This is a genomic window from Chryseobacterium sp. SIMBA_038 (genome assembly GCF_046535115.1).
Lineage (GTDB): Bacteria > Bacteroidota > Bacteroidia > Flavobacteriales > Weeksellaceae > Chryseobacterium.
In genome coordinates this window covers 977,197-998,180 of record NZ_JAWRXH010000001.1, presented here as the reverse complement: position 1 = coordinate 998,180, position 20,984 = coordinate 977,197, and the positions used below count along the sequence as shown (strand labels likewise).

At 33.6% G+C, this 20,984-nt stretch carries 21 protein-coding genes; 6 read left to right on the top strand and 15 right to left on the bottom strand.

The annotated features are described in order from the left end of the window. Window positions 1-36: 36 nt before the first annotated feature. From SB689_RS04500 to SB689_RS04490, 3 genes are all read right to left on the bottom strand, one after another. Window positions 37-693 carry a glycosyltransferase family 32 protein gene (locus SB689_RS04500; RefSeq protein WP_410690959.1) on the bottom strand — a complete coding sequence of 219 codons (657 nt, stop codon included), beginning with the start codon at window positions 691-693 and terminating at the stop codon, window positions 37-39. Between the two features lie 194 nt (window positions 694-887). Next, window positions 888-1,868: a DUF6268 family outer membrane beta-barrel protein gene (locus SB689_RS04495; RefSeq protein WP_410690958.1), complete on the bottom strand. Its 981-nt coding sequence runs from the start codon at window positions 1,866-1,868 to the stop codon at window positions 888-890. 2 nt (window positions 1,869-1,870) lie between these two features. Then, on the bottom strand, window positions 1,871-2,299 hold the full coding sequence (locus SB689_RS04490; RefSeq protein WP_410690957.1) for a hypothetical protein: 429 nt from the start codon (window positions 2,297-2,299) through the stop codon (window positions 1,871-1,873). A gap of 199 nt (window positions 2,300-2,498) precedes the next feature. Here SB689_RS04490 and SB689_RS04485 point away from each other — a divergent pair, with 199 nt between their 5' ends. Then, on the top strand, window positions 2,499-3,575 hold the full coding sequence (locus SB689_RS04485) for a sensor histidine kinase (RefSeq protein ID WP_410690955.1): 1,077 nt from the start codon (window positions 2,499-2,501) through the stop codon (window positions 3,573-3,575). Next, window positions 3,572-4,300: a LytR/AlgR family response regulator transcription factor gene (locus tag SB689_RS04480; RefSeq protein WP_066757467.1), complete on the top strand. Its 729-nt coding sequence runs from the start codon at window positions 3,572-3,574 to the stop codon at window positions 4,298-4,300. The genes SB689_RS04485 and SB689_RS04480 overlap by 4 nt, the downstream gene beginning before the upstream one ends. 105 nt (window positions 4,301-4,405) lie before the next feature. Here the strand turns inward: SB689_RS04480 and SB689_RS04475 are convergent, their stop codons facing one another. The 3 genes from SB689_RS04475 to SB689_RS04465 form a co-directional block, all read right to left on the bottom strand. Further along, on the bottom strand, window positions 4,406-5,032 hold the full coding sequence (locus SB689_RS04475) for a class I SAM-dependent methyltransferase (protein WP_410691288.1): 627 nt from the start codon (window positions 5,030-5,032) through the stop codon (window positions 4,406-4,408). 59 nt (window positions 5,033-5,091) lie between these two features. Continuing rightward, on the bottom strand, window positions 5,092-5,826 hold the full coding sequence (locus SB689_RS04470) for a DNA-formamidopyrimidine glycosylase family protein (RefSeq protein ID WP_410690953.1): 735 nt from the start codon (window positions 5,824-5,826) through the stop codon (window positions 5,092-5,094). Between the two features lie 77 nt (window positions 5,827-5,903). Further along, the gene (locus tag SB689_RS04465; RefSeq protein ID WP_410690952.1) at window positions 5,904-6,446 is read right to left on the bottom strand and encodes a hypothetical protein; all 543 of its coding nucleotides are present in this window, start codon (window positions 6,444-6,446) and stop codon (window positions 5,904-5,906) included. A 167-nt stretch (window positions 6,447-6,613) separates the two neighbouring features. Here SB689_RS04465 and SB689_RS04460 point away from each other — a divergent pair, with 167 nt between their 5' ends. Continuing rightward, window positions 6,614-7,969, top strand: coding sequence for a deoxyguanosinetriphosphate triphosphohydrolase (locus SB689_RS04460; protein WP_066757480.1), 1,356 nt, complete (start codon window positions 6,614-6,616; stop codon window positions 7,967-7,969). Between the two features lie 90 nt (window positions 7,970-8,059). Here SB689_RS04460 and SB689_RS04455 read toward each other — a convergent pair whose 3' ends face one another. The 6 genes from SB689_RS04455 to SB689_RS04430 form a co-directional block, all read right to left on the bottom strand. After that, a complete protein-coding gene (locus SB689_RS04455) occupies window positions 8,060-9,133 on the bottom strand; it encodes an NAD(P)H-dependent flavin oxidoreductase (protein WP_410690950.1) in 1,074 nt (357 codons plus the stop codon). A 31-nt stretch (window positions 9,134-9,164) separates the two neighbouring features. Then, window positions 9,165-9,545 carry a nuclear transport factor 2 family protein gene (locus SB689_RS04450; RefSeq protein ID WP_410690949.1) on the bottom strand — a complete coding sequence of 127 codons (381 nt, stop codon included), beginning with the start codon at window positions 9,543-9,545 and terminating at the stop codon, window positions 9,165-9,167. Window positions 9,546-9,619: 74 nt separating this feature from the next. Then, a complete protein-coding gene (locus SB689_RS04445; RefSeq protein WP_410690947.1) occupies window positions 9,620-10,351 on the bottom strand; it encodes an SDR family NAD(P)-dependent oxidoreductase in 732 nt (243 codons plus the stop codon). Between the two features lie 7 nt (window positions 10,352-10,358). After that, window positions 10,359-10,577, bottom strand: a complete 219-nt coding sequence (locus tag SB689_RS04440; protein ID WP_066757493.1) for a tautomerase family protein — start codon at window positions 10,575-10,577, stop codon at window positions 10,359-10,361. Window positions 10,578-10,821: 244 nt separating this feature from the next. Next, on the bottom strand, window positions 10,822-11,355 hold the full coding sequence (locus SB689_RS04435) for a YceI family protein (RefSeq protein ID WP_410690946.1): 534 nt from the start codon (window positions 11,353-11,355) through the stop codon (window positions 10,822-10,824). 224 nt (window positions 11,356-11,579) lie between these two features. Next, window positions 11,580-12,059, bottom strand: a complete 480-nt coding sequence (locus SB689_RS04430; RefSeq protein ID WP_410690945.1) for a Crp/Fnr family transcriptional regulator — start codon at window positions 12,057-12,059, stop codon at window positions 11,580-11,582. A 305-nt stretch (window positions 12,060-12,364) separates the two neighbouring features. On the opposite strand from SB689_RS04430, the gene SB689_RS04425 reads away from it, so the two are divergent. Then, complete coding sequence (locus SB689_RS04425) at window positions 12,365-13,297, top strand: SPFH domain-containing protein (protein WP_066757502.1); 933 nt, start codon at window positions 12,365-12,367, stop codon at window positions 13,295-13,297. A gap of 55 nt (window positions 13,298-13,352) precedes the next feature. Here SB689_RS04425 and SB689_RS04420 read toward each other — a convergent pair whose 3' ends face one another. The 3 genes from SB689_RS04420 to SB689_RS04410 form a co-directional block, all read right to left on the bottom strand. After that, window positions 13,353-13,700 (bottom strand): DUF4377 domain-containing protein, encoded by a 348-nt coding sequence (locus tag SB689_RS04420; protein WP_410690944.1) that lies wholly within the window; start codon window positions 13,698-13,700, stop codon window positions 13,353-13,355. Between the two features lie 68 nt (window positions 13,701-13,768). Further along, entirely contained in the window at window positions 13,769-14,107 is a 339-nt protein-coding gene (locus SB689_RS04415) for an Mpo1-like protein (protein ID WP_410690943.1), read from the bottom strand. A gap of 139 nt (window positions 14,108-14,246) precedes the next feature. Further along, on the bottom strand, window positions 14,247-15,917 hold the full coding sequence (locus SB689_RS04410) for an APC family permease (protein WP_410690942.1): 1,671 nt from the start codon (window positions 15,915-15,917) through the stop codon (window positions 14,247-14,249). 250 nt (window positions 15,918-16,167) lie between these two features. On the opposite strand from SB689_RS04410, the gene SB689_RS04405 reads away from it, so the two are divergent. Together SB689_RS04405 and SB689_RS04400 are read left to right on the top strand one after the other, a co-directional pair. After that, window positions 16,168-19,131 (top strand): tetratricopeptide repeat protein, encoded by a 2,964-nt coding sequence (locus SB689_RS04405; RefSeq protein ID WP_066757517.1) that lies wholly within the window; start codon window positions 16,168-16,170, stop codon window positions 19,129-19,131. A gap of 67 nt (window positions 19,132-19,198) precedes the next feature. Then, window positions 19,199-20,956: a TonB-dependent receptor gene (locus tag SB689_RS04400; RefSeq protein ID WP_410690941.1), complete on the top strand. Its 1,758-nt coding sequence runs from the start codon at window positions 19,199-19,201 to the stop codon at window positions 20,954-20,956. Window positions 20,957-20,984 lie beyond the last annotated feature (28 nt).

Below are 20,984 nucleotides of genomic sequence, written 5' to 3'. Positions count from 1 at the left end.
TTGTATGTTATTTAAAATTGAATAGGAAAAACAAATTTAAATAATAATATCCTGAGTTTTTTGTTTCTGTTTCCAATGTTCGGTTCTTTTTTCATAGAGAAAAAATTTCCCGAGCTTATATTTGAATTTTAAGTAGCCCCGAAACTCGATGCCGTCAAATAATCTGTATGAAATTTTGGGATTTTCCTGTAAAGATTCTCTTATCGCTTTGCTGAAAACGGTTGGGCCGGTCGTCGCATGAATATTGTGGGGATAACGGTGTGTTTCAATATTGTCAAGCATTAATTCTAATGTTTTTTTCAGAAAAGGATGTTTTTTATTAAAAATAAGTCCCCATTGCACGTATAGATTTTTATGCCTTTCTGCGCTGATAACGGCATCATCTTCATCCCGTATCAATTCTTTTAAAGGTCTTGTGATAGCGCTGTCTATGTCTAAATAAATACCTCCTTTTTTATACAAAATAGCATATCTGAAAAAATCCGCTTTTGCTGCGCCGATTGTCAGTTTATTGTAGCTTCTAATATATTCGGGAGGAAATTCATCAGTTATAAATTTCTGAATATCATTGTCATCGTAAAAGAAATAGCGGTATTCCGGGTTTTTCCTTTTCATATTCCAAATATGTAATCTCGTGAGTAAAGGAAGGTTTTTAGATTTAAAAGTTTGAAATATTTGTTTAGGTACAGCCATATTTTACAGATTTAATAATGCGTTATGAGCAAGCTTTAATGTTTCGTTCCGACAGTTGCAAATTTTAACTTTAAAGTTATTTTATCTTAAAAAAATATTACAACTAGATAGTTATTCTGAGATTCCCTGTCTTTACATTAAATATTTGATGAAAAGTTTTGCATTAAGTTAAATGCTTGTTTAAAAAAATGAAATTATTTTTTTCTTGGCTTTCCAAAAGGATTATAAGAAACTCCGATATTGAAATAAAAGGATGGTTTTGGCTTGGCTTCAAAAATATAATCTTTGAAAGATTCTTCTTTATCAAATATTCTGGCATTGGGAACTGCTCTTATGCCTGTTTTTAGGGTTCCTATAAAATTTGATCCTAAATTATGCTCATAAATTACTCCGGAATTAATCGCCAATTGCCTGAATTCATACGTTTTATTGGCTTGATAAAGATAAAAAGAGGTATTACTCATTTCCGAACCTAAAGAAATACGTCCGTTTGAGAACACCTCTTTTCTTAGCAAAAGTTTTTGAGGTAAGATAATATCAGCAACCCAGCCATTGTCGAATTTATGTTCGTAAGTAAAAATTGGGATTACAGGAACCCGCGTGCTCGGATCGATCATAACAGCTAAACCTACAGTCATTTTTGTTTTGGCGTTGGCTTTTAAGACGATATTTCCGGTCACCATTCCTCGAATTCTTTCAAAATGTTGATCGCTTCCATCTAGCGAAGCTGTCGCTGAATAAATGGCAATTTTATTGAATAACTTTGAAAAATAAGTAAAATTTAAAGCTTCCGAATGATAATGAAAATCTCCTTTATTACTATTTTCATTGGAAAATAATGAGTTTGAATTTTCAGTTTCGACAGAAGTGTAACGATAATTTAAAGTTGTGCTTAACATCCATTTTCTGTTTTTAATGAAATAAATATTAGCATTTGCGTTGATTTGACTAAAATTTTTAACCTTATTATCAGGTAAGTCAGCTCCCTGAAATGCTGAAGAATAATTATAAGGCGTAACTTGAGTATATTCCACATTCAGATCACGTGCCTGCGGGAATTTATCTGTGACAAAAGCAACCACTTTTTGCGGAATGCTGTCTCTTTTTTGTGCAGAAACAATATTTTTAAAGGGAAAAAAGGCGAGTGGAACCAATGCTTTTCTAAAGTTGTTCATTGTTATTTTATTTTTTTAATTGTTGATTGAAAGAAGTTGAATAAGAATATTTTGTCATAAAATATTTCAATGCTGTTTTCGATGATGAAATCTGTGTAAAGACGGGTGTTGGTATTCATTTCTTCTTCCACAAAAACAAACCATATTTCCTGCAATTGCTGTTGTCTTTTAAAAGATTCGTAGGCATTGAGATCGAATAGTGAAGAATGCTTCAGATCATAAAATAAAATTCCTTTTTTAATGCCATTTTCCTCTATAATATTAATAGGATGGTGGATGTAATTAATAATTTTTATATCTGAATGGTAACATTCTATAAAATGGTGAAGGTCAATGAGCTGAATTACTTTTTCTTCTTTTTGAGAATCTGTCATAAAAAAACATTCTAATGTAATTTGTTCTGTGAGTTCCTGAAAAACGGTTAATTCCATAAGCAAATAAATTATATAGGAGCAAAGGAATAGAGAAAACAGGTTGTAGTTCGGGATTTTATACCAAAGCCTTTACATTTTATACCAAATCCGGCGCGTTGAAATTTTGTATAATAAAATAGCGTGTTCGTATAATATTATACTGTTTACTTTCGTTATTAGTTATTTTTGTTGTTCTTTAAAAACTGAATAAAATAAAATGAAATACAGTTCGCACGCGTTGAAAGATAAACTGTTTATAGATTTTCTTATGGAAGACCGATACAAGTTTCTGCGTCATTTGGTATTTCTCATTTGTTTCTTTTTATTCTTATATTTTACCCATTTTTGGCACTGGTATGTTCCGGAGTATAAATATTATATTCTGCTGTTTGTATATTTTTCATTGATTTTAATGGCTTATATAAATATTTACATATTGGTTCCGATGTTCTTTTTTAAAACACATTATGCTTCCTATTTTATATTGTTAATCATTTTAGGTGTTGGTGGACTGAATCTTATAGGATATTGTTTCAGTCATTATTTTTCAGAATATAAAATTCCTACCCTTCAGGATGATGAGCGCAGGGGAGGGCTGTACGAAGGAGTGATGATGTGTATTCCGATCATAATGATCAGCACGACAGTGAAATTATTGCAAAAATGGACGAAAGACAACAACAGAATTATCGAGTTGAGCAACCTTACTTTAAATATGGAATTGAATGAGTTGCGAAATCAAATCAATCCTCATTTTCTATTTAATATGCTTAACAATGTGAAAGCGTTAATCAGGACCGATCCTGAAAAAGCATCAACCGTTATCATCAAACTATCAGAATTTTTAAGATATCAATTGTACGAAAACAGCGAGGAAAAGACATTATTAACCTCCGAAATCGACTTTCTATCTAATTTTCTTAACCTTGAAAAAATAAGAAGAGAAAATTTTTCTGTTGAGATTGATAGTAAAACGGATAAAAGAATGTTGAACAGCACATTTATTCCACCCAATTTATTCACCACTTTTGTTGAAAATGCAGTAAAACACAGCGTTGAAATTGATGATAAAGATTCTTATGTAAAGATCAAAATTGAAGTAGAAAATAAGAAATTATATTTTATCTGTACAAATTCTCAAAACCCAAATTATTCAATTTCGGATAAGAATTATGGAGGTTTGGGGTTGGCAAACATCAAAAGACGTCTGGAACTTTTGTATCAGGATCAATACAGTTTAAAAATCGTTTCTACAGAAAAAGAATATACCGTAAACTTAATAATTCCCGTATGAATTGCATTATAATTGATGATGAACCATTGGCAAGAGCAGAAATGCAGTCGCTGATTAATGAAGTTTCCCAACTCGAAATTCTCGGAAAATTCTCAAACGCACCCGCAGCGATCGAGTTTTTAAAAACGAATGAAGTAGACCTTATTTTTCTCGATATAGAAATGCCTTTGGTGACGGGATTGGAGTTCGCAGAAATGCTTCCAAAACAAACCTTAATTATTTTCACAACAGCTTATTCTCAATATGCCTTGAAAAGTTATGAGTTGGAAGCGGTAGATTATTTGCTTAAACCCATCGACAAACAAAGGTTAGAAAAAGCCATTGAAAAAGCTGTTCTATATAAGGAACTTTTATCCAGAGATACGGTAAAAAATACAGTGGAATCTAATACAACAGATTTTTTGTTCATTAAAGCGGACAGAAGATATTATAAAATTAATTTTTCAGAGATTAAATTTATTGAAGGATTAAAAGATTATGTGGTCATTCATACTCAATCCCAAAAGCTGATCACAGCAATGAATTTGAAAACAATTCACCAGAAAATCTCAGAGGATATTTTTTTGAGAGTGAGTAAATCGTATGTTGTCAATATTAATTTTATCGACTCATTTGATAATCACAATATCTATATTAATGATGCTGAAATTCCTTTGGGAGAAGTATACAGATCAGCTTTTTTCACAAGATATTCTGGTGGATCTTTAAATTTGGATGGTAATTAAGTAATCATTTTTAGCTACAGCTTCCAGTCTTGAATTTTGGTTCGTTTGCTTCAAGGCAAAAGGACATATTGAAAAAAGAATTAGATACTGTTGAAGTTTTTAAAATTATCTTTTTTGTCCCACAAACCTTATCACAGAACCTGTTCCATTATGAAAAACGCCTTCATTAAGCTCAATTTCAGTTTCTAATAATTCAATAATATCATAATTTGGGAAATCAGATGTAATTTCATCGATAGAAAATAGTGAACCTATATCTTTAGGACCACCAATTTTTTCATTTTTCAAGACCAATTCAAGATGATTTTTACTGAAAGCTTCAAAAATAATAAAACCTCCTTTACGAAGATATTTGTCTAACATTTTGTGAATTGATGATTTAATATCAGCCGGAAAATGGGCATAAATAAGAGCAATCGCATCAAACTGTTCTTCCTGAAAATCCAATGTCTGCAATTCACCAACCTGATAATCGATCTTTACGTTGTTGATTTTTGTAAGCTGTAATGCTTTATTTTTTCCTTCAGAACTGATGTCAAAAGCCGAAACATTCCATCCAAGTTGAGCCGCAAAAACAGCATTTCTTCCTTCACCTTCAGCGGGGAAAAGAATTGAGCCCGGATTTAGTTTCTGTAGTTGATCTTTTAAATAATTATTGGGCTCTGTTCCGTACGCAAATTCATCATTGCTGTACCTTTCGTCCCATCTGTCGAGCCATGTGTTGTCGGTCATTGTATCGTTTTTAAGTTGTATAAAAGTAAGCCATTTTCTTCTTCTTAAAAACATGATTTTTAATACAGTTTCTGATCTTTTTCGCAATAAAAACTGCTTCTTTTCCCGAGTCCTGTATTTTTTTTGATGAGTTTTTGTCCGCAAATTGGGCATGTATTTTTGCTGTACACCTGCCAATGTTTTTTCAGGACAGACTGGCTTTTCCATTTTAAGAAATCAAAACTGTAATTTCTGGCTTCGGCAATGAGTTCTTTTACCTTTTTCGGAGGTAAATTTCCCAGTAAACTTTCGGGCTGAACACCAATTCTGAACAAAACTTCATTCTTAATAATATTCCCGACACCTGAGAAAATATCCTGATCCATCAAAGCATCGCAAACCATCATTTTAGGATTTGAATCTAATTTTTCTTCAGCTTTTTTAGTGTTCCAGTCATCGTTCATGACGTCGGCTTCCCAATCTATTTTCGATAAAAATTCAAGATCGACTAATTTTACGTTACAAGTATAAAAGTACATTCCGCCAGTTTTGAATTGTAATCCTAAACGTAAATTTTTCTCAGATTGCAAATGTTCATCAACAATATAAGAACCGAACATCAATAAATGAATTCTAATGGCAAATTCATCAAAAACAAGATACGTTTGTTTTCCAAAAGTTTTGATTTCTCTTAAAATTTCACCCTTCAAAGGTTCTTTTTCGAAGTTGGCATCTCCGAATACATCAATAACTTTTTTACCTGCAAATTTTTGCAGATCTTCTTTCATTAATAGGATTGTTGGACCTTCTGGCATACGCTGATTTATGCTTTCATAAATTGCAATTAGTTTGCCATGATTTTAATTTTAAATTGAATTTTGGTTTAAAATTTTCACTTATGCAAATCGTTAAACATTTCAACATATTTTTCTTTAAATAGCTTTTCAGCATTTTCAGGAAAACGAAAACCGTCTGGTCCTACATAAATTTGCGTTGTTTTTGTGTCTTTATCAATTGATCTTATTTGATTATATTTTGTAAGCCAAACATCAAAATGTTCAATCAATTTTGAAGCTTCACCTAATAATTCCGGAGGCAAAAAATGTCCGTTGTTAATTAATAAATCTCTGATGTGCTGATTAGATTTAAAAATAATCTCATCTTCATAATAAGGATCATATTTAGGAATTTTGGAGTATTTATTTTGAAAGCCAAGTCCCAATCGATTCAAGTGAATATAAACTTGTCCCAACAATTCTACGGTATTTTTTCTCCATTCAAAATGGGAATTATCTTTACTTGACAATTGTTCAAATTCTCTTTTGAGAATGGAGTTTTGCCTTTCTGTTCTTTTGTGAAAAAAATAGGCAATGGCTGATGTAAATAAAGCAATCACGATCGAATTGCTTATTATTTGTTTTAATAATTCTGACATGACGAGTTTTTTTGAGTTGGTTATTAGCAATCACTAAGTTAGATTGAAAAAGAGAAATATTTTCAGGTATTTTTACGGAAAATCATTGATCTTGAAAATGAGGTTTTTTAGAAAAAATCATCTTATTAGTTCATTAAAATTAAAATTTGAAGTAATTTTGAAAAATGATGAACTTGAATCAGATTTTTACGAATCAGCGCACAGGAAATAATCCACATACCAAAGCTTCACGAACAGATTTTCAGAGAGATTTCGACAGAATTATCTTTTCTTCGGCATTCAGAAGATTGCAGAATAAAACGCAGGTTTTTCCGCTTCCGGGAAGTGTTTTTGTGCACAACCGTCTGACGCATTCTTTGGAAGTTTCGTCTGTAGGAAGAAGTTTGGGGAGTGTTATCGGAGAATTTATTCACGATAATTATCAAAGTGATCTGACGGAGGATTCTAAAAGTTTTTATCTTCACAATTTAGGAAATGTAATTGCGGCAGCTTGCCTTTGCCATGACGTTGGAAACCCTGCTTTCGGGCATTCGGGAGAAGATGCCATTGCAAGCTATTTTGATCGAAATGAAAATGATCTTAAACCTAAATTCAATGAAAAAGAATGGGCTGATCTTGTTAATTTTGAAGGAAATGCCAATGCAATCAGGGTTTTGGCTCAACAGCAACAAGGAAAAGATGCGGGAGGAACTCAGTTAACGTTTGCAACGTTGGCGAGTATTGCAAAATATCCGTGTGAAGCGATTGCGAGAGATAAGAAAATTATTCACAGAAAGAAATTCGGGTTTTTTCAAAATGAAAAGGATATTTTTCTTGAGATAGCAAAAGGAACAAATTTAATATCAGAAAGCGAAGAACCTCATATTTTCAAGCGACACCCATTTGTTTGGCTGGTGGAAGCTGCGGATGATATCTGTTACAATATTATCGATATGGAAGATGCTCACAGATTGGGTATTGTTTCAACTGCGGACTGCCAAAACCTGTTTTTTGAACTGGTAAAATCCGAAACTGATGATGTAGACAGAGTCAAAAGAAAGCTTGATTCTATTGGAAATGACAACGAAAAAATTTCATATTTACGAGCGAAAGTTATTAATGCTTTAATTAATAAGTCGATTTCAATGTACAAACAGAACTTTGATAAAATTCTTGAAGGAAATCTTGACAAAGCTCTGCTCGATATGTATAAAGGTGAAAATAAAGCATTGCAGGATATTGCAAGCTTTTCTGTTGAGAAAATTTACAACCATAAAGCGGTTGTTGAAATTGAAAATGCCGGCTACAATGTAATGTATGAATTGTTGGATCATTTTATTCCGTCAATTTTAAAATCTGAAGAAAAAATTAAATCTTACGATATAAAAGCGTTGAAATTAATCCCCAAACAATTCATCTACGAAAACGGAACTGATTATCAAAAAGTTCTTGGCGTGATCGATTTTGTTTCAGGGATGACAGACAATTACGCAACCGATCTTTACAGAAAAATCAAAGGAATTGACATTGGAATGACCATGTAAATTTTTTGTAGGGAAGATGGGAGCTGGAGGCTGGGAGTTTGTTCTAGTCAAATAAGAACTTCCAGCCTCCAAATTCAAACTTTTAGCAAATCAACCCAACAATTTATTTGCATCTGCTATTAATGACTTCATTAATGTTGATGCTTTTTTATGTTTTAAAATTGGAGCAATTTGTCCTGACCAGAAGAAAACCAATTCGTGTTTTTTTTGTTCCAGCGCTGCTTTTCTCATGGATGAAATGAAAGTGGTCTGCAAAGGAAACGGCAAGGTTTGATCTGTTGCTGTCAAGAGTTTTCTTGTGATTTCTGTGGTAATTCCGCGTCCTAATCTTCCGGTGTACGCTCTGGAAAGGGTAGTGGATTTTGCTGCTTCTGAAAAGAGAAATTCTTTGTGAATAGGCAATGCTCCGGATTCGTCGGTTGCTAAAAATGCAGTTCCGATTTGTGCTGCTTCTGCTCCTAAGGTCATTGCTGCAGCGATTCCGCGACCGTTGGCAATTCCGCCGGCGGCAACAAGTGGAGTTTTTACTTTATCTTTGACCAATTGAATTAATGCAAAAGTTCCTGTCGTTGAAAGCTCGGCTTTATCCAAAAATGAAGGCCTGTGACCGCCACTTTCAAAACCTGATGCGACAATGACGTCTACACCGATGTTTTCCAAAGCGATGGCTTCGTCTAACGTTGTGGCATTTCCGGCAATGATCGTTCCCTGATTTTTCAATCTTTCAATGATATCCTGATCCAAAAGCCCGAACATGAAGCTGAAAACTTTAGGTTTAATATCAAAAACAACCTGCAGCTGATTCTGAAATCTCGACTCAAAAGAGGGTGGAAGCGGAGGAACTTCAATATTTAAGCTGTCATAATAAGGTTTGAAAATTTCAACCGTCTTTTTATACTGATTCTCAGTGTATTCCTGATCAATAATATCATGATCGTTTACCCAAAGATTGAGGTTGTAAGGCTTGTCCGTCTTTAATTTTATCTGTTTATCAATTTCGTAAATTTCATCGGGAGACGATGTATAAGCTCCGAAACCGCCCAATCCACCGAGATTGCTAACTGTAGAGGTCAATTCGACCGTTGATAATCCGCCACCAAAAGGTCCCTGAAAAATTGGATATTCTATGCCCAATAAATCTGTTATTCTGTTTTTATTCCACATGATTTTGATGATTTTGGTTTAAAATTTAAAATTAAAGTTCTACATCAGTTAATGTTTTATTGACGATGAGCCATTTACCATCAATTTTATGGAAAGTTATAAAATTATAGTAATTAAAATCATACATTTTTACATTTAATTTTGCTGTGGCAATTGTGTTTATCACGTCGATAGAGATGATTGTCGGCTTAAAATCTTTACCTGATTTTTGAGGACTTATTCTGCTTCCGACACCTTCAATATATTGTGTGGCGGTTTTGTAGTAAGGAACTCCTTTTATATCTCCGAAAAGTAGAGCATCTTTATGGAAAACCTGTTTCAAAAGCTCGGTATTTCCTTCATAGATCCCTTTAAAATAATATTGCTCTATGGCATTTTTTATTTCTGTTTCTTGTACTGTGTCTGTTTTCATGACTTTGATTTTTTGAGCAAAGCTGCTTACCGGAAAGATAAACAGCCATGCAAATAATAGTAAAACTTTCATTTTTACAAATTATGACCTGCGCCCATTCCTCCATCTACATTAATAATGGCGCCTGAGATAAATGTGTTTTTAGCAATAGCATGAACCATTTGAGCTACCTCTTCCGATTCTCCAATACGGTTAATCAGGTGAATTCCCGCATTGTTGTCGATAGTTTCATCGTGCATCGGCGTTCTGATAAGCCCTGGTGCAACGACATTTACCCTGATATTATCTTTTCCGAATTCTGCTGCCAGTTGCAATGTCAAAGCGTGAATTGCTCCTTTGCTTGAAATCGGTGCAGTTGACGGAGATTGTGCGATCGCGTGATATACAAGCGGAGTTCCGATATTGATAATAACTCCATCTTTTTGTTTCTGCATTTGAGGAATTACGGATTGTGTGGTGAAGAATGTTCCTTTTAAATTGGTATTTAAAAATCTGTCTAAATAGTTTTCCGTAACTTCTAAAAACGGTTTGTTTTCGTAAATTCCTGCATTGTTGACCAATACATCAATCGAACCGAATTTTTCAATCGCCGTTTTTGCCAGTTTTTCTCCAACGGTTTTATCGGCAACGCTTCCTGCAACCATTGCAAGGTTTTCTCCTGCTCCCAATTCGTTGTAAACCTGTTGTAATTTTGATTCTGTTTGTGAATTAATTACCACATTATCACCTCTGTCAAGAAAGTAACGGGCAATTTCTAAGCCGATTCCTGATGACGCGCCTGTAACGATTACTGTTTGTTTTTTCATGTCTGATTTATTGTTTTTCAGTTGAAAATCCTTGTTCTTTCAGGACGGTAACCTGTTCTCCGGCGTATCCCCAGTTATCGTCTTCGATTTCATTGATCACGATGTGTGTCAAATGTGGATCTTTATTCAAAACTGTTGTTACAGCTTTACTTATTTCTCTGATTAATTGTTGTTTTTTTTCGCGATTAAGATCTTCGCGCAAAACATCTACTTTTATGAATGGCATGATGTTAAATTTTAATTGTTAATTTTATTTGAACTGCTATTTTAACCGCAAAAGAGACAAAAGCTATTTGGATAATTAATCTTGTTTAATTATTAGAAAACAAAGTTTTGCAAAAGAAAAAATCAAAGATTTTTTTTAAACTTATGTGTTCTTTTTTTTTGCTGTTATTAATGAACTTAAGATAACTTATGTGTTAATCTTTTGTGGTTGAAATAAGAATTGAAAAAAGTTTGTTGTTAATAAATTATTGTGCGTCTGCAACTAAGTGAACATTCAAATCGAAATTATTGTAGATCAAAGTATCTCCAAGATTGCTGAAGAAATTGGATGATCTGAATTTGATATTGAATTTTGTTCTGTCGATGACAATTTTACTGTCTAAAACTGCAACGTTGTCTGTCTTCACGATCTGTAAAGTTGTTTCCAGTGAATGTGTAATTCCTTTGATGGTAAGGTCTCCGGTTACGTGGTAAAAATTGTTTTCACCCGGTTCTGCGTGTTTGATCTCGAAAACTGCATCAGGAAACTGATCTGAGTTAAAGAAATCATCAGAAGCCAAATGACTTGCAAATTGTGCGTTTGTTTCAGAATCATCGATGTCAAGAATTTTGATTGATCTTGTGTTGATGACAAATTTTCCTGAAGAAAGAATGTTGTTTTCAAAAGTGAAATTTCCTTCTTTTACTTCGATTGTTCCGTTGTGGGCTCCGGTTACTTTTCTTCCGATCCATTCAACTAAACTGTTTTCGCTGTTTACTTTAAAATTTTTTGTATCCATTTTGATTTGTTTTAAATGATGATACAAATGTCAGCCGATTGAAGGAAAAAGTTACGTGATGTAGATCACGAAATACGGGAAGTTTTTAAGGGATGGAAGATGGAAGATTGGAGCTGGAAGATAGTGCGGTCGTGAATTTTTTAAGAGATTTGTTTTTAACAATCAGAAATTACCACTCCAATGGTAGCTTCTAACACCCATCTTCCAACTTCCAACCTTTCTTACTACTGATGAAGTCTGCTTAAAGTCTCTCTCGTGACTCCCAAATATGCTGCGATAAGATGCTTTGGAACTAAGTTGTACAATTGAGGATACAATGCCAAAAGCTCTTCATACCTGAATTTCGCATCATTATTCATGAAGGAAAGTAGACGTTTTTGTGCCGCAACATATCCTTTATTCGTTCGCCACCTGAAAAAATGCTCAACCTCATGAATTTCTTTGCAGATTTTCTCTCGGTCTTCATTGGATATTGATAAAATACTTGCATTGGTAATACAGTCAACATTGATGGTCGCTCTGTTTTTGCTATAAAGTGCGTCAAAATCTGTTACCCACCAATTCGGCATAGCAAATTGTAGGATAAACATTTTCATACTGTCATTAAGGTAGAATGCTTTCAGGCAACCGTCGACAACGAAATATTCATGATCTACGAAATCTCCTTCCGTGATCAGCATTTGTCCTTTTTTTAATTTGATCATATTAAAATGTGAAAAGACATATTCAAACTGTTCGAAAGTAAGAGTTGTAAATTTTGAAATGTGTTCCTTTAATATTTCTCGAGCATCAACCATAATGGGTAATTAATATTCAAAAATAGGTTTTTTATTAAAATATTTTCTCAAGAGTCTGAAAAATAATTTAAGTTTTAAATCAAGTAAAAAGTGTTTTGGTTTTCAATGTATTAAATATGATTATTTTGCCTATTTTTGAAAATATGGACTTTGAAAAATAAGCTTCATTTAACAAATCGTAAATAATTACGACACATTTAAAAAATAAAACTATGATATATTTAGGTATTTTGGTCTTTTTCGGACTGATCACATTATTTGCTTCTTTTTTCACGGTAAAGCAGGAATCTGCGGCAGTTGTAGAAAGATTAGGTAAATTCTTAAAAGTAAGTCATGCTGGTTTGCATTTGAAAATTCCGTTTTTGGATCAGATTTCTAAGCGTCTGAATTTGAGAATTCAACAATTGGATGTTATTATTGATACCAAAACTTTGGATAATGTTTTCATTAAAATGAAGGTTTCTGTACAATATCAGGTGATCAGAGAAAATGTAAAAGATGCATATTATCGTTTAGAAAATCCTGAAAATCAAATTACATCTTACGTTTTTGATGTTGTACGCGCAGAAGTTCCAAAAACGAAATTAGATGATGTTTTCGTAAGAAAAGATGATATTGCTGTTGCTGTAAAAAGTGAATTGCAGGAAGCAATGCAAAGTTATGGTTATGATATTATTAAAGCTTTGGTAACCGATATTGATCCGGATGAGCAGGTAAAACATGCTATGAACAGAATCAACGCTGCAGAACGTGAAAAAACTGCCGCAGAATACGAATCTGAAGCGCAAAGAATACGAATTGTTGCTGTTGCAAAAGCTGAGGCAGAATCTAAAAAACTTCAAGGACAAGGGATTGCAGATCAAAGAAGAGAGATTGCAAAAGGTCTTGAAGAGTCTGTAAAAATGCTGAATGCTGCAGGAATCAATGCACAAGAAGCTTCGGCATTAATTGTGGTGACACAGCATTATGATACTTTACATTCTATCGGAGCAAATAACAGAAGTAATTTGGTGTTATTGCCCAATTCGCCACAAGCAGCAAGCTCTATGCTGAATGAATTGGTTGTTTCTATGGCTGCAACGCAGAAAATGGATGAAGTTAATAAAGCGCAATTACCCGAACCTCCGAGAAATCATGAGCATTAAGATAGTTTGATGAAAAATGTAAATCCCTTTCAATGTGCATTGAAAGGGATTTTTTTTATTTCTTAGTTTTAGAAACTTCTTTCACTAAGGTATACTTGATTGAAGAACCATCCATTGGCGGATTTTCAATTTTTTCTGTTTTTACTTTTAAGACATATTCATAACCCGGTTCGTAAGTGAACCCGTCAATATTACTGTAAAAATTAGTCCAGGCTCCTGATTGAGTTTCTTTCACCTGAAGACATTTCATTGGAGCAACTCCTGTACAATCTACAGTTTGTGGCCCGACGATAAATGTTTTTTCGTCTCCACCGGAAGCGTTCGCTGCTGTTGTACATTGCGTAATTGCAAATAAAGCTGCCGTTGCAATTGTTCCTTTTAAAATTGTTGTAATACTTTTCATAAGTCTGATTTTAACTCGTAGGCGACAATTTCTGTGCCGAACTTTTTAGATTAAAAATTTAATAAAAACTATTCCCAAGGCTGTTTTGGCTTACTGACTCCAATAAAGCTTTGTCTACCGATCAATAATTCAAAAAACAATTTGAAATCAGAAATCAGTGACCACAATGGATATTTAAAAGTAGCAGGTTTGTTTTTTTCGATCAAAGCGTGGCTTAACCAAGCGAAACCATAACCAAAAATAGGAACGTACCATAAGAATCGTTCTTTTCCTGAGCTGATTACATATGCTATGACGAGAAACACGAGTAATGTTCCGATAAAATGAAAAACTCTGGTTCCTGTTCTACTATGTTCGGTAAGGTAGAATTGGTAGAATTCTTTGAATGTTTTTATTCTTTCAGACATGGCGTTATAGTTTAAGTTCTTGATTAACGTAAAGCAATAAGTTCGCCAACTTTTAAGCAAGATCATTAAAAGTAAAAAGGCAAAACTGCGAGATTGCAATTTTGCCTTTTAATATGTTTTATTTCTAATTTTTTAAAAACTAAGCGTTTCTAAGTTTACTGTTTTTATAACCGTAGCAGAAATAGATAACTAAACCTAGTGCGAACCATAATCCGAACCAGAACCAGTTTTCGTGGCTCATACCGGTTAAAAGATATAAGCAAGAACTTAATCCAATTAAAGGAATTAAAGAGAAATTTTTAATAAAAGTGAAAACACATAGAATTAAATTAATCACAATAAATACCAAAATAGAAGCCCTGAACTCACTGTCTTTTGGAGTACTAAAATCGGTCAATGAATTGAAAAATTCCGGTTGCCAGAAGTAAAATCCAATTAATCCTCCAATAAAAATAACAGGAAAAATAATCTTACCATTAATATAAGGAAGGTGAAATCTACCTTTGATTTTTTCTTTAGCAGGAAGCATTAAAACTCCTGCACAAACCAAAACAAACGCGAAAATAGTCCCGATACTCGTAAAATCAAGGATGAAAGTTTTATCTGTAAATAGGATAGGAACACCCACTGCAATACCTGTAACAACAGTAGCAAATGATGGTGTCTTATATTTTGGATGCACTGTTTTGAATTTTTCAGGCATCAATCCGTCACGGCTCATAGCGTACCAAATTCTCGGCTGTCCCATTTGGAAAACCAATAGTACAGTAGTGATTGCAACAATGGCTACAAAAGAAACAGTAAGTTCCATCCAGGCAACATTGGCATTTGATTTTTCAAATATAAATGAAAGAGGATCTCCAATACCGTCGAATTTTCTGTAATCAACCATTCCGGTTAACACTAAGGTTAACGCAATATAAATTACTGTACACAGTACAAGCGAAATAATCATTCCTTTTGGTAAGGTTTTCTGAGGATCTTTTGTTTCCTCGGAAAGTACGCTTAACGCATCAAATCCAATATAAGCAAAGAAAACTCCGGAAACAGCACTCATAACTCCTGCAAAACCATTCGGCATAAAGGAAGCAACATGAGTTTCTGGGTTAACGGGCGTCCAGTTTTCAGTATTAATATAAGCAAATCCAACTAAAATAACTAAAACGATTACGGCTAGTTTTAGGATAACCAAAGAGTTATTAAAGTTCTTACTTTCTTTAACCCCAACATAACATAACCAAGTGATTAACCCGTTGATAACCAAAGCCGGAACATCCACGATGAATTTTAAACTTCCCAATAAAGGAGCTGATTTCCATGCATTTAATAGATCTTTATTTTCAGAGCCATTCATGAAAGCTTTTTTGGCTTCTGTATAGCTGCAGGTTAAATAATCAGGAATATGCATTCCGAGTCGCTCGAGAAAGCTGGTAAAGTAATCTGACCATGAAAAGGCGACATAGATATTTCCGAAAGAATATTCCATAATCAACGCCCAGCCGATGATCCAGGCGATTAATTCACCAAAACTTGCATAAGCATAAGTGTAAGCTGATCCCGCAGTTGGAATTCTACTCGCAAATTCCGCGTAGCAAAGTGCTGTAAATCCACAGGCAAAACCGCAAATCAAATATAACAAAATAACGCCGGGACCTCCTCTGAATACGGCTTCTCCCAAACTGCTGAAGCTTCCCGCTCCGATAATTGCCGCAATACCAAAAAAAACGATATCCCAAACACCCAAAACTCTCAAAAGGTTCGTGGAAGTATCTGTCTCTGAATAGTTTTTCCTTCTAAAAAGTTGATTCATCAATGTCTATATTTGATTTGAAAAAAACAAATGTAATTATTTCTGTGAAATAATTAAGATTTTCTTAATATTTCTTATGAGAAAGTTAATAAGTATTAAAAAATAATCCACTTACTAACAATATGTTAAAAGGCTTGTTTATACAATATCTTTTCAATATTTTCGTTGATAAATTGTGGATAAAATCTCTCTATAAATTTAAAATATTTGGCATTTACTTTAGCCTTATCCATTTTAAAATTTGATATTAATGAAATCAAAAAAAATACTTTTAGCGGCTGCCGTATTTTATTTCGGAATTTCCGAAGGACAGCAGTCTCAATACTTTACCCAGCAAGATAATTACAGGTTCAGTTTAGCCGAAAATCTTTATCAGACCAAAATATACAATGCTTCTCAGTACGAATATGCGAGACAATATTTTTATAATCAAAATTTGTCGAGGTCGAAAAAAGAAGCTGCACAGTTCTTTGATAACGTAATTGGCGTTATTCTTCAGAAAAATCATGCTGAAGAAGGATTAACCGCCTTTATGAAAGAATATCCGAACTCTGCCTATTTTGCTCAGGCAAATCTTCCTTTAGCGGATTACTATCTGGCTAAAAAAGATTTTCCGAAAGCATTGGAAACGTTGAAAAAGGTTAACCAATATCAACTTTCAAAAGAGGAAAACACGCAGTATATTTTGAAATTAGGTTATGCTAAATTCATGATGGGTGATTCTAAAGGGGCAACGGATGCATTGGAAGAAGCCTACAAAACTGCTGATGATTCTCAAAAAGGCGATATTGCTTATATGTTGGGGCATTTGTATTACTCAAACAGACAGAATGATAAGGCTTTCCAATACTTTGATTCTGTGAAAGATCAGCCGAAATATTCGAAACTGGTTCGTCCTTATTATGTACAAATGTATTATAATGACAAGGATTATGATAAAGCAATTTCAGAAGGGAATCTTTTATTAAATGAAGATATTTCTGCTGCTTATAAAGCTGAAGTTCACAAGATCATTGGTGAAAGTTATTTCATGAAAAATGATTATACTTCTGCTTATCCTCACTTAAAAGATTACTTGAGCGTTCAGCAAAATCCGTCTGAAAATGACCTTTATGAAATGGGATTTGTTGCGGCTCAGCTTAAAAAATATGATGAAGCGGTTTCTTATTATAACCAATTGTTAAACAGCAATTCTGCTTTAGCTCAAAATGCTTACTATCAGCTTGGAAATGCCTATTTGGCGGTTGATAAAAAGCAGGAGGCACTTTCGGCTTTCCGTTCATCTTATCAGATGAATTATGATCCTAAGGTTAAAAAACTGGCTCACGAACAATATGCAAAGTTAAGCTACGATATTGGAAACCCGTTTGAAAGTCCGTCTGCGGTTATTCAAAGTTATATCAATGAAAATCAAAACGCTGCGAATGCTTCTGAAATGAGATCACTTTTGGTGAAATCATATTTATATTCAGGGAATTTCAAAGAAACGCTGAACGCAATTGATAAGCTTCAAAGTTCGTCTCCTGATATTGATAAAGTAGATCAGGAAGTTTCTTATTTATTGGGAACGGAAGAATTCAACAAAGGAAATTATGATGAAGCTGAGAAATATTTCTTAAGAAGTTTAGGTTTTAATATTAATAAAGAATTCAATAACAGAGCTTTATATTGGTTGGGGCAAGTTTATTATCAAAAAGGAAATTATCCGTCTGCAATTGTTCGTTACGAAAAATTGCTTACCGAAACTTTCCCTGAAAAACAGCAATTGCCTTACGATTTGGGATATGCTTATTTTAAATCTAAGAAATTTGATCAGGCAGCAACTTATTTTAAGCAGTATTTAACCAATCCGAAACCTGAGTTTAAAAATGATGCAGAACTTCGTTTAGCAGATATTTATTACGCAAATAATGATCTGAATGAAGCTATCGCGATCTATGATAAAAATGAAGATGCAACGGATTATACTTTATTCCAAAAAGCGATGGCTTTAGGATTTAAAGGAGATACTCAAGCGAAAATCACCAACTTAAAAAATCTTTTATCTAAATATCCGGGCTCTGAATATTACGATGATGCTCAATATGAAATGGGAACAGCTTACGCGGCTCAGGATGATTTTGCCAACTCAAATGACTTCTTTGGAAAAGTGATTAAAACTTCTTCTGATAAAGATTTGATTGCCAACGCTTCAATTTACAGAGCGCAGAATTATATCGATCAAAATCAAAATGATAAAGCTTTATCTGAGTTAAAATCTCTTGGCGATCAATATAAAAATACAGCTTATGCAGAGAAAATCGTTCAGGCTGCAAAACCTATTTTCACGAAAAACGGTGATGTTGCAGGGTATGAAAGTTTCGCTAAGAATATTGGAGTAAATGTTGATGCTTCGGAAATTGATGAGATTAACCTATCAACAGGAAAACAATATTTCACCAAGAAAGATTATAAAAATGCAATTTCTTATTACGAGAAATATTTAACGCAAAATCCAACAGGAGAGGGGCTTTATCAGGCTAAATATGAGCTTGGAGAAAGTTATTATCAAACTAATAATACAACAAAAGCACTTCTGGTTTTACAGGAAGTTGCGGATGTTCAGAATGATTATCAGGATGATGCGCAGACTCGTTTGGCTCAAATTTATGTTGCGCAAGGAAATAGTGCAGATGCTAAAAAATATTTGGAGAACCTTAAAAATTCATCAGATGTCAACATTAAAAACTACGCGAATGTAGAATTAATGAAGATGTATGCAGACGAAAAGAATTTCTCACAAGCTGAAAAATTAGCGGATGCAGTGATTTCAAACAATAAAAACTCTGCTGCAGTTATTGAAACTGCGAAAGTTATCAAGGCTAGAAGTTTGATGAATTCAGGGAAAGATAAAGATGCTCAAACGGCATATACTTCTCTTGAAAAGTCTTCAAATACAGAAGTTGCGGCGGAAGCTCTTTATGCAAAAGCATTCTATCAAAACAAAGGAAAAGCTTTCAAATCTTCAAACGAAACGATCTTTAAATTGGCCAACAATTACTCTTCAGAAGAATATTGGGGTGCAAAAGCGCTGGTATTGATGGCGAAGAATTATGTAGGCTTAAAAGATAATTATCAGGCGAGTTATACTTGTGATCAGATCATTTCTAATTACAAAGATTTCCCTGAGATCGTAGCTGAAGCAAAAGAGGTTAAAAAACAGATTAAAAAGTAAAAGTAGTAAAAAGGTAGCATGATTTAGGGCTTAGGATTTAGGGAGGCTACTTAAATATTGATAAATTATGATGAAATATATTCTTCCAATCATATTTCTAGGGATGTCGTCGGTTGCGTTTTCCCAGATCAAAGAAGAAAAACTGATTCTTAATAAAAAAAGAGAACCGGAAGTAAAAAAGATCGAAAAAAAGAAAACTTCTGTGGAAACAATTAAAAATTATCCACCGGAAGAGAAATCTCAGAATCCTGTAAAATATACGATTACAGACGTTCCTGCGGTTTCTGATTTTAAAACATCAACGATTCAGGGACAGGACGTTACTCCAAAGTTTGAGGGTACGGCTCAAAATAATTACCTCCAATTCGGAATGGGTAATTATGGGAAGATTTTGGGTGATCTGAATATCTCAAAAACACTTGAGAATAAGCTGGAAGTTGGCTTGGATGCTCATTTTCTTTCTACTTTAGGTTTGAAAAAAGAATATGCGTGGGATTCTAAACAAAGCGCAGCAACAGTTGGAGCTTTCCTGAATTCTTACGGAGAAAAAGGGAAGTTCAATTTAAATGCTGAATATGGCTTAAATAATAACAATTACTACGGAATTTATGCATTAGATCCGGGTGATGTAGATTTGGATCAAAGAGTTAATCAGTTTAAAGTAAACGGTTATTATGACTTTTATTCAAATGAAATTTTGAATGATGTAAGAGTAAAATCTTCGTTCTTAAAAGATCATTTTGATGCAAAGGAAAATCAGGTTTCTATCTTGGCGAATTTGTCTAAACATGGCGTTGAGGTCGGAGGTTCCGGAATTACATTGAATGCAGATTTAGGAGTTGGTTTGGAAGCTGTAAAGTCGGAATTTGCGATTAGAGATAAAAATTCTTCTAACTTTTTTAATACAAGCTTAACTCCGAAAGTAACTTTCAGAAAAGGAGATTCTTATTTGATGTTAGGTTCATCTTTTTCATTTTTAAATGCTAAAAACAATAACGATTTATTGGCAGAGCAAATGAAAAACAGTAAAACATATTGGTTCCCACAGGCTGAATTCCAGTTTGCGGCAGTGAAAGAATTTAAGTTTTATGGTGGAGTAGACGGAGGTTTGAAATTAAACACTTACTCAGATCTTTTACAACAGAATCCTTTCATTGTTTCTGATCAGTATTTAAAACCAACTGAAACCAAATATCATTTTTATGTTGGTTTAAGAGGTGATATTGATGAAACTCTTAAATATGATGTTTCTGCAGGTTATGGAAAAATGAGAGATATTATGTTCTTTAAAGCGAATAGTATTTTTGATAATACTTATACGCTTAACCGTTCTGCTTATAACTATGCAAACACGTTTTCTGCAGTTTATGATGATGGAAATGTAAGCGATATTAAAGGAAGTCTACAATATTTCCCATTGGAGAATTTAATTGTAGATGCAGAAGTAAAGTTTACAAAATTTGATTTAAAGAATTATGACAATATTTACAATGTTCCATTGTTGAATGCAAGTATTGGTGCTAAATATACGATGCTTGATAAAAAATTATTGCTAGGATTCAAAGGGATTTTTGCAAGCGACAGAACAACGAATTCTTTTGCTATTGAGGGAGTTGGAAGTCCGATGATGTATCAGTCAATAGAGAATACCGACGATAAAGTTGGTGGTTATGCAGATTTAAATCTTTCCGCAGAGTACAAAATTCATAAAAATTTCAGTATTTTCGCGATTGGAAACAATCTTTTCAACTCAAATTATCAGACGTACAAAGGATATAAAGTTCTTGGTGCGCAGATTTTGGGAGGAGTGAAGATTACGTTCTAAACATAAGTAATGAGCAATTGGTAATGAG

Bases quoted from the DNA above. Each gene is read 5' to 3' on its own strand.
- SB689_RS04400 (WP_410690941.1), top strand. From the start codon at position 19,199: ATGATGAAATATATTCTTCCAATCATATTTCTAGGGATGTCGTCGGTT.
- SB689_RS04490 (WP_410690957.1), bottom strand. From the start codon at position 2,299: ATGGAATTAACCGTTTTTCAGGAACTCACAGAACAAATTACATTAGAA.
- SB689_RS04500 (WP_410690959.1), bottom strand. From the start codon at position 693: ATGGCTGTACCTAAACAAATATTTCAAACTTTTAAATCTAAAAACCTT.
- SB689_RS04445 (WP_410690947.1), bottom strand. From the start codon at position 10,351: ATGAAAAAACAAACAGTAATCGTTACAGGCGCGTCATCAGGAATCGGC.
- SB689_RS04465 (WP_410690952.1), bottom strand. From the start codon at position 6,446: ATGTCAGAATTATTAAAACAAATAATAAGCAATTCGATCGTGATTGCT.
- SB689_RS04410 (WP_410690942.1), bottom strand. From the start codon at position 15,917: ATGAATCAACTTTTTAGAAGGAAAAACTATTCAGAGACAGATACTTCC.
- SB689_RS04470 (WP_410690953.1), bottom strand. From the start codon at position 5,826: ATGCCAGAAGGTCCAACAATCCTATTAATGAAAGAAGATCTGCAAAAA.
- SB689_RS04420 (WP_410690944.1), bottom strand. From the start codon at position 13,700: ATGAAAAGTATTACAACAATTTTAAAAGGAACAATTGCAACGGCAGCT.
- SB689_RS04435 (WP_410690946.1), bottom strand. From the start codon at position 11,355: ATGGATACAAAAAATTTTAAAGTAAACAGCGAAAACAGTTTAGTTGAA.
- SB689_RS04440 (WP_066757493.1), bottom strand. From the start codon at position 10,577: ATGCCATTCATAAAAGTAGATGTTTTGCGCGAAGATCTTAATCGCGAA.
- SB689_RS04485 (WP_410690955.1), top strand. From the start codon at position 2,499: ATGAAATACAGTTCGCACGCGTTGAAAGATAAACTGTTTATAGATTTT.
- SB689_RS04415 (WP_410690943.1), bottom strand. From the start codon at position 14,107: ATGTCTGAAAGAATAAAAACATTCAAAGAATTCTACCAATTCTACCTT.
- SB689_RS04430 (WP_410690945.1), bottom strand. From the start codon at position 12,059: ATGATCAAATTAAAAAAAGGACAAATGCTGATCACGGAAGGAGATTTC.
- SB689_RS04425 (WP_066757502.1), top strand. From the start codon at position 12,365: ATGATATATTTAGGTATTTTGGTCTTTTTCGGACTGATCACATTATTT.
- SB689_RS04450 (WP_410690949.1), bottom strand. From the start codon at position 9,545: ATGAAAACAGACACAGTACAAGAAACAGAAATAAAAAATGCCATAGAG.
- SB689_RS04455 (WP_410690950.1), bottom strand. From the start codon at position 9,133: ATGTGGAATAAAAACAGAATAACAGATTTATTGGGCATAGAATATCCA.
- SB689_RS04405 (WP_066757517.1), top strand. From the start codon at position 16,168: ATGAAATCAAAAAAAATACTTTTAGCGGCTGCCGTATTTTATTTCGGA.
- SB689_RS04475 (WP_410691288.1), bottom strand. From the start codon at position 5,032: ATGACCGACAACACATGGCTCGACAGATGGGACGAAAGGTACAGCAAT.
- SB689_RS04480 (WP_066757467.1), top strand. From the start codon at position 3,572: ATGAATTGCATTATAATTGATGATGAACCATTGGCAAGAGCAGAAATG.
- SB689_RS04460 (WP_066757480.1), top strand. From the start codon at position 6,614: ATGAACTTGAATCAGATTTTTACGAATCAGCGCACAGGAAATAATCCA.
- SB689_RS04495 (WP_410690958.1), bottom strand. From the start codon at position 1,868: ATGAACAACTTTAGAAAAGCATTGGTTCCACTCGCCTTTTTTCCCTTT.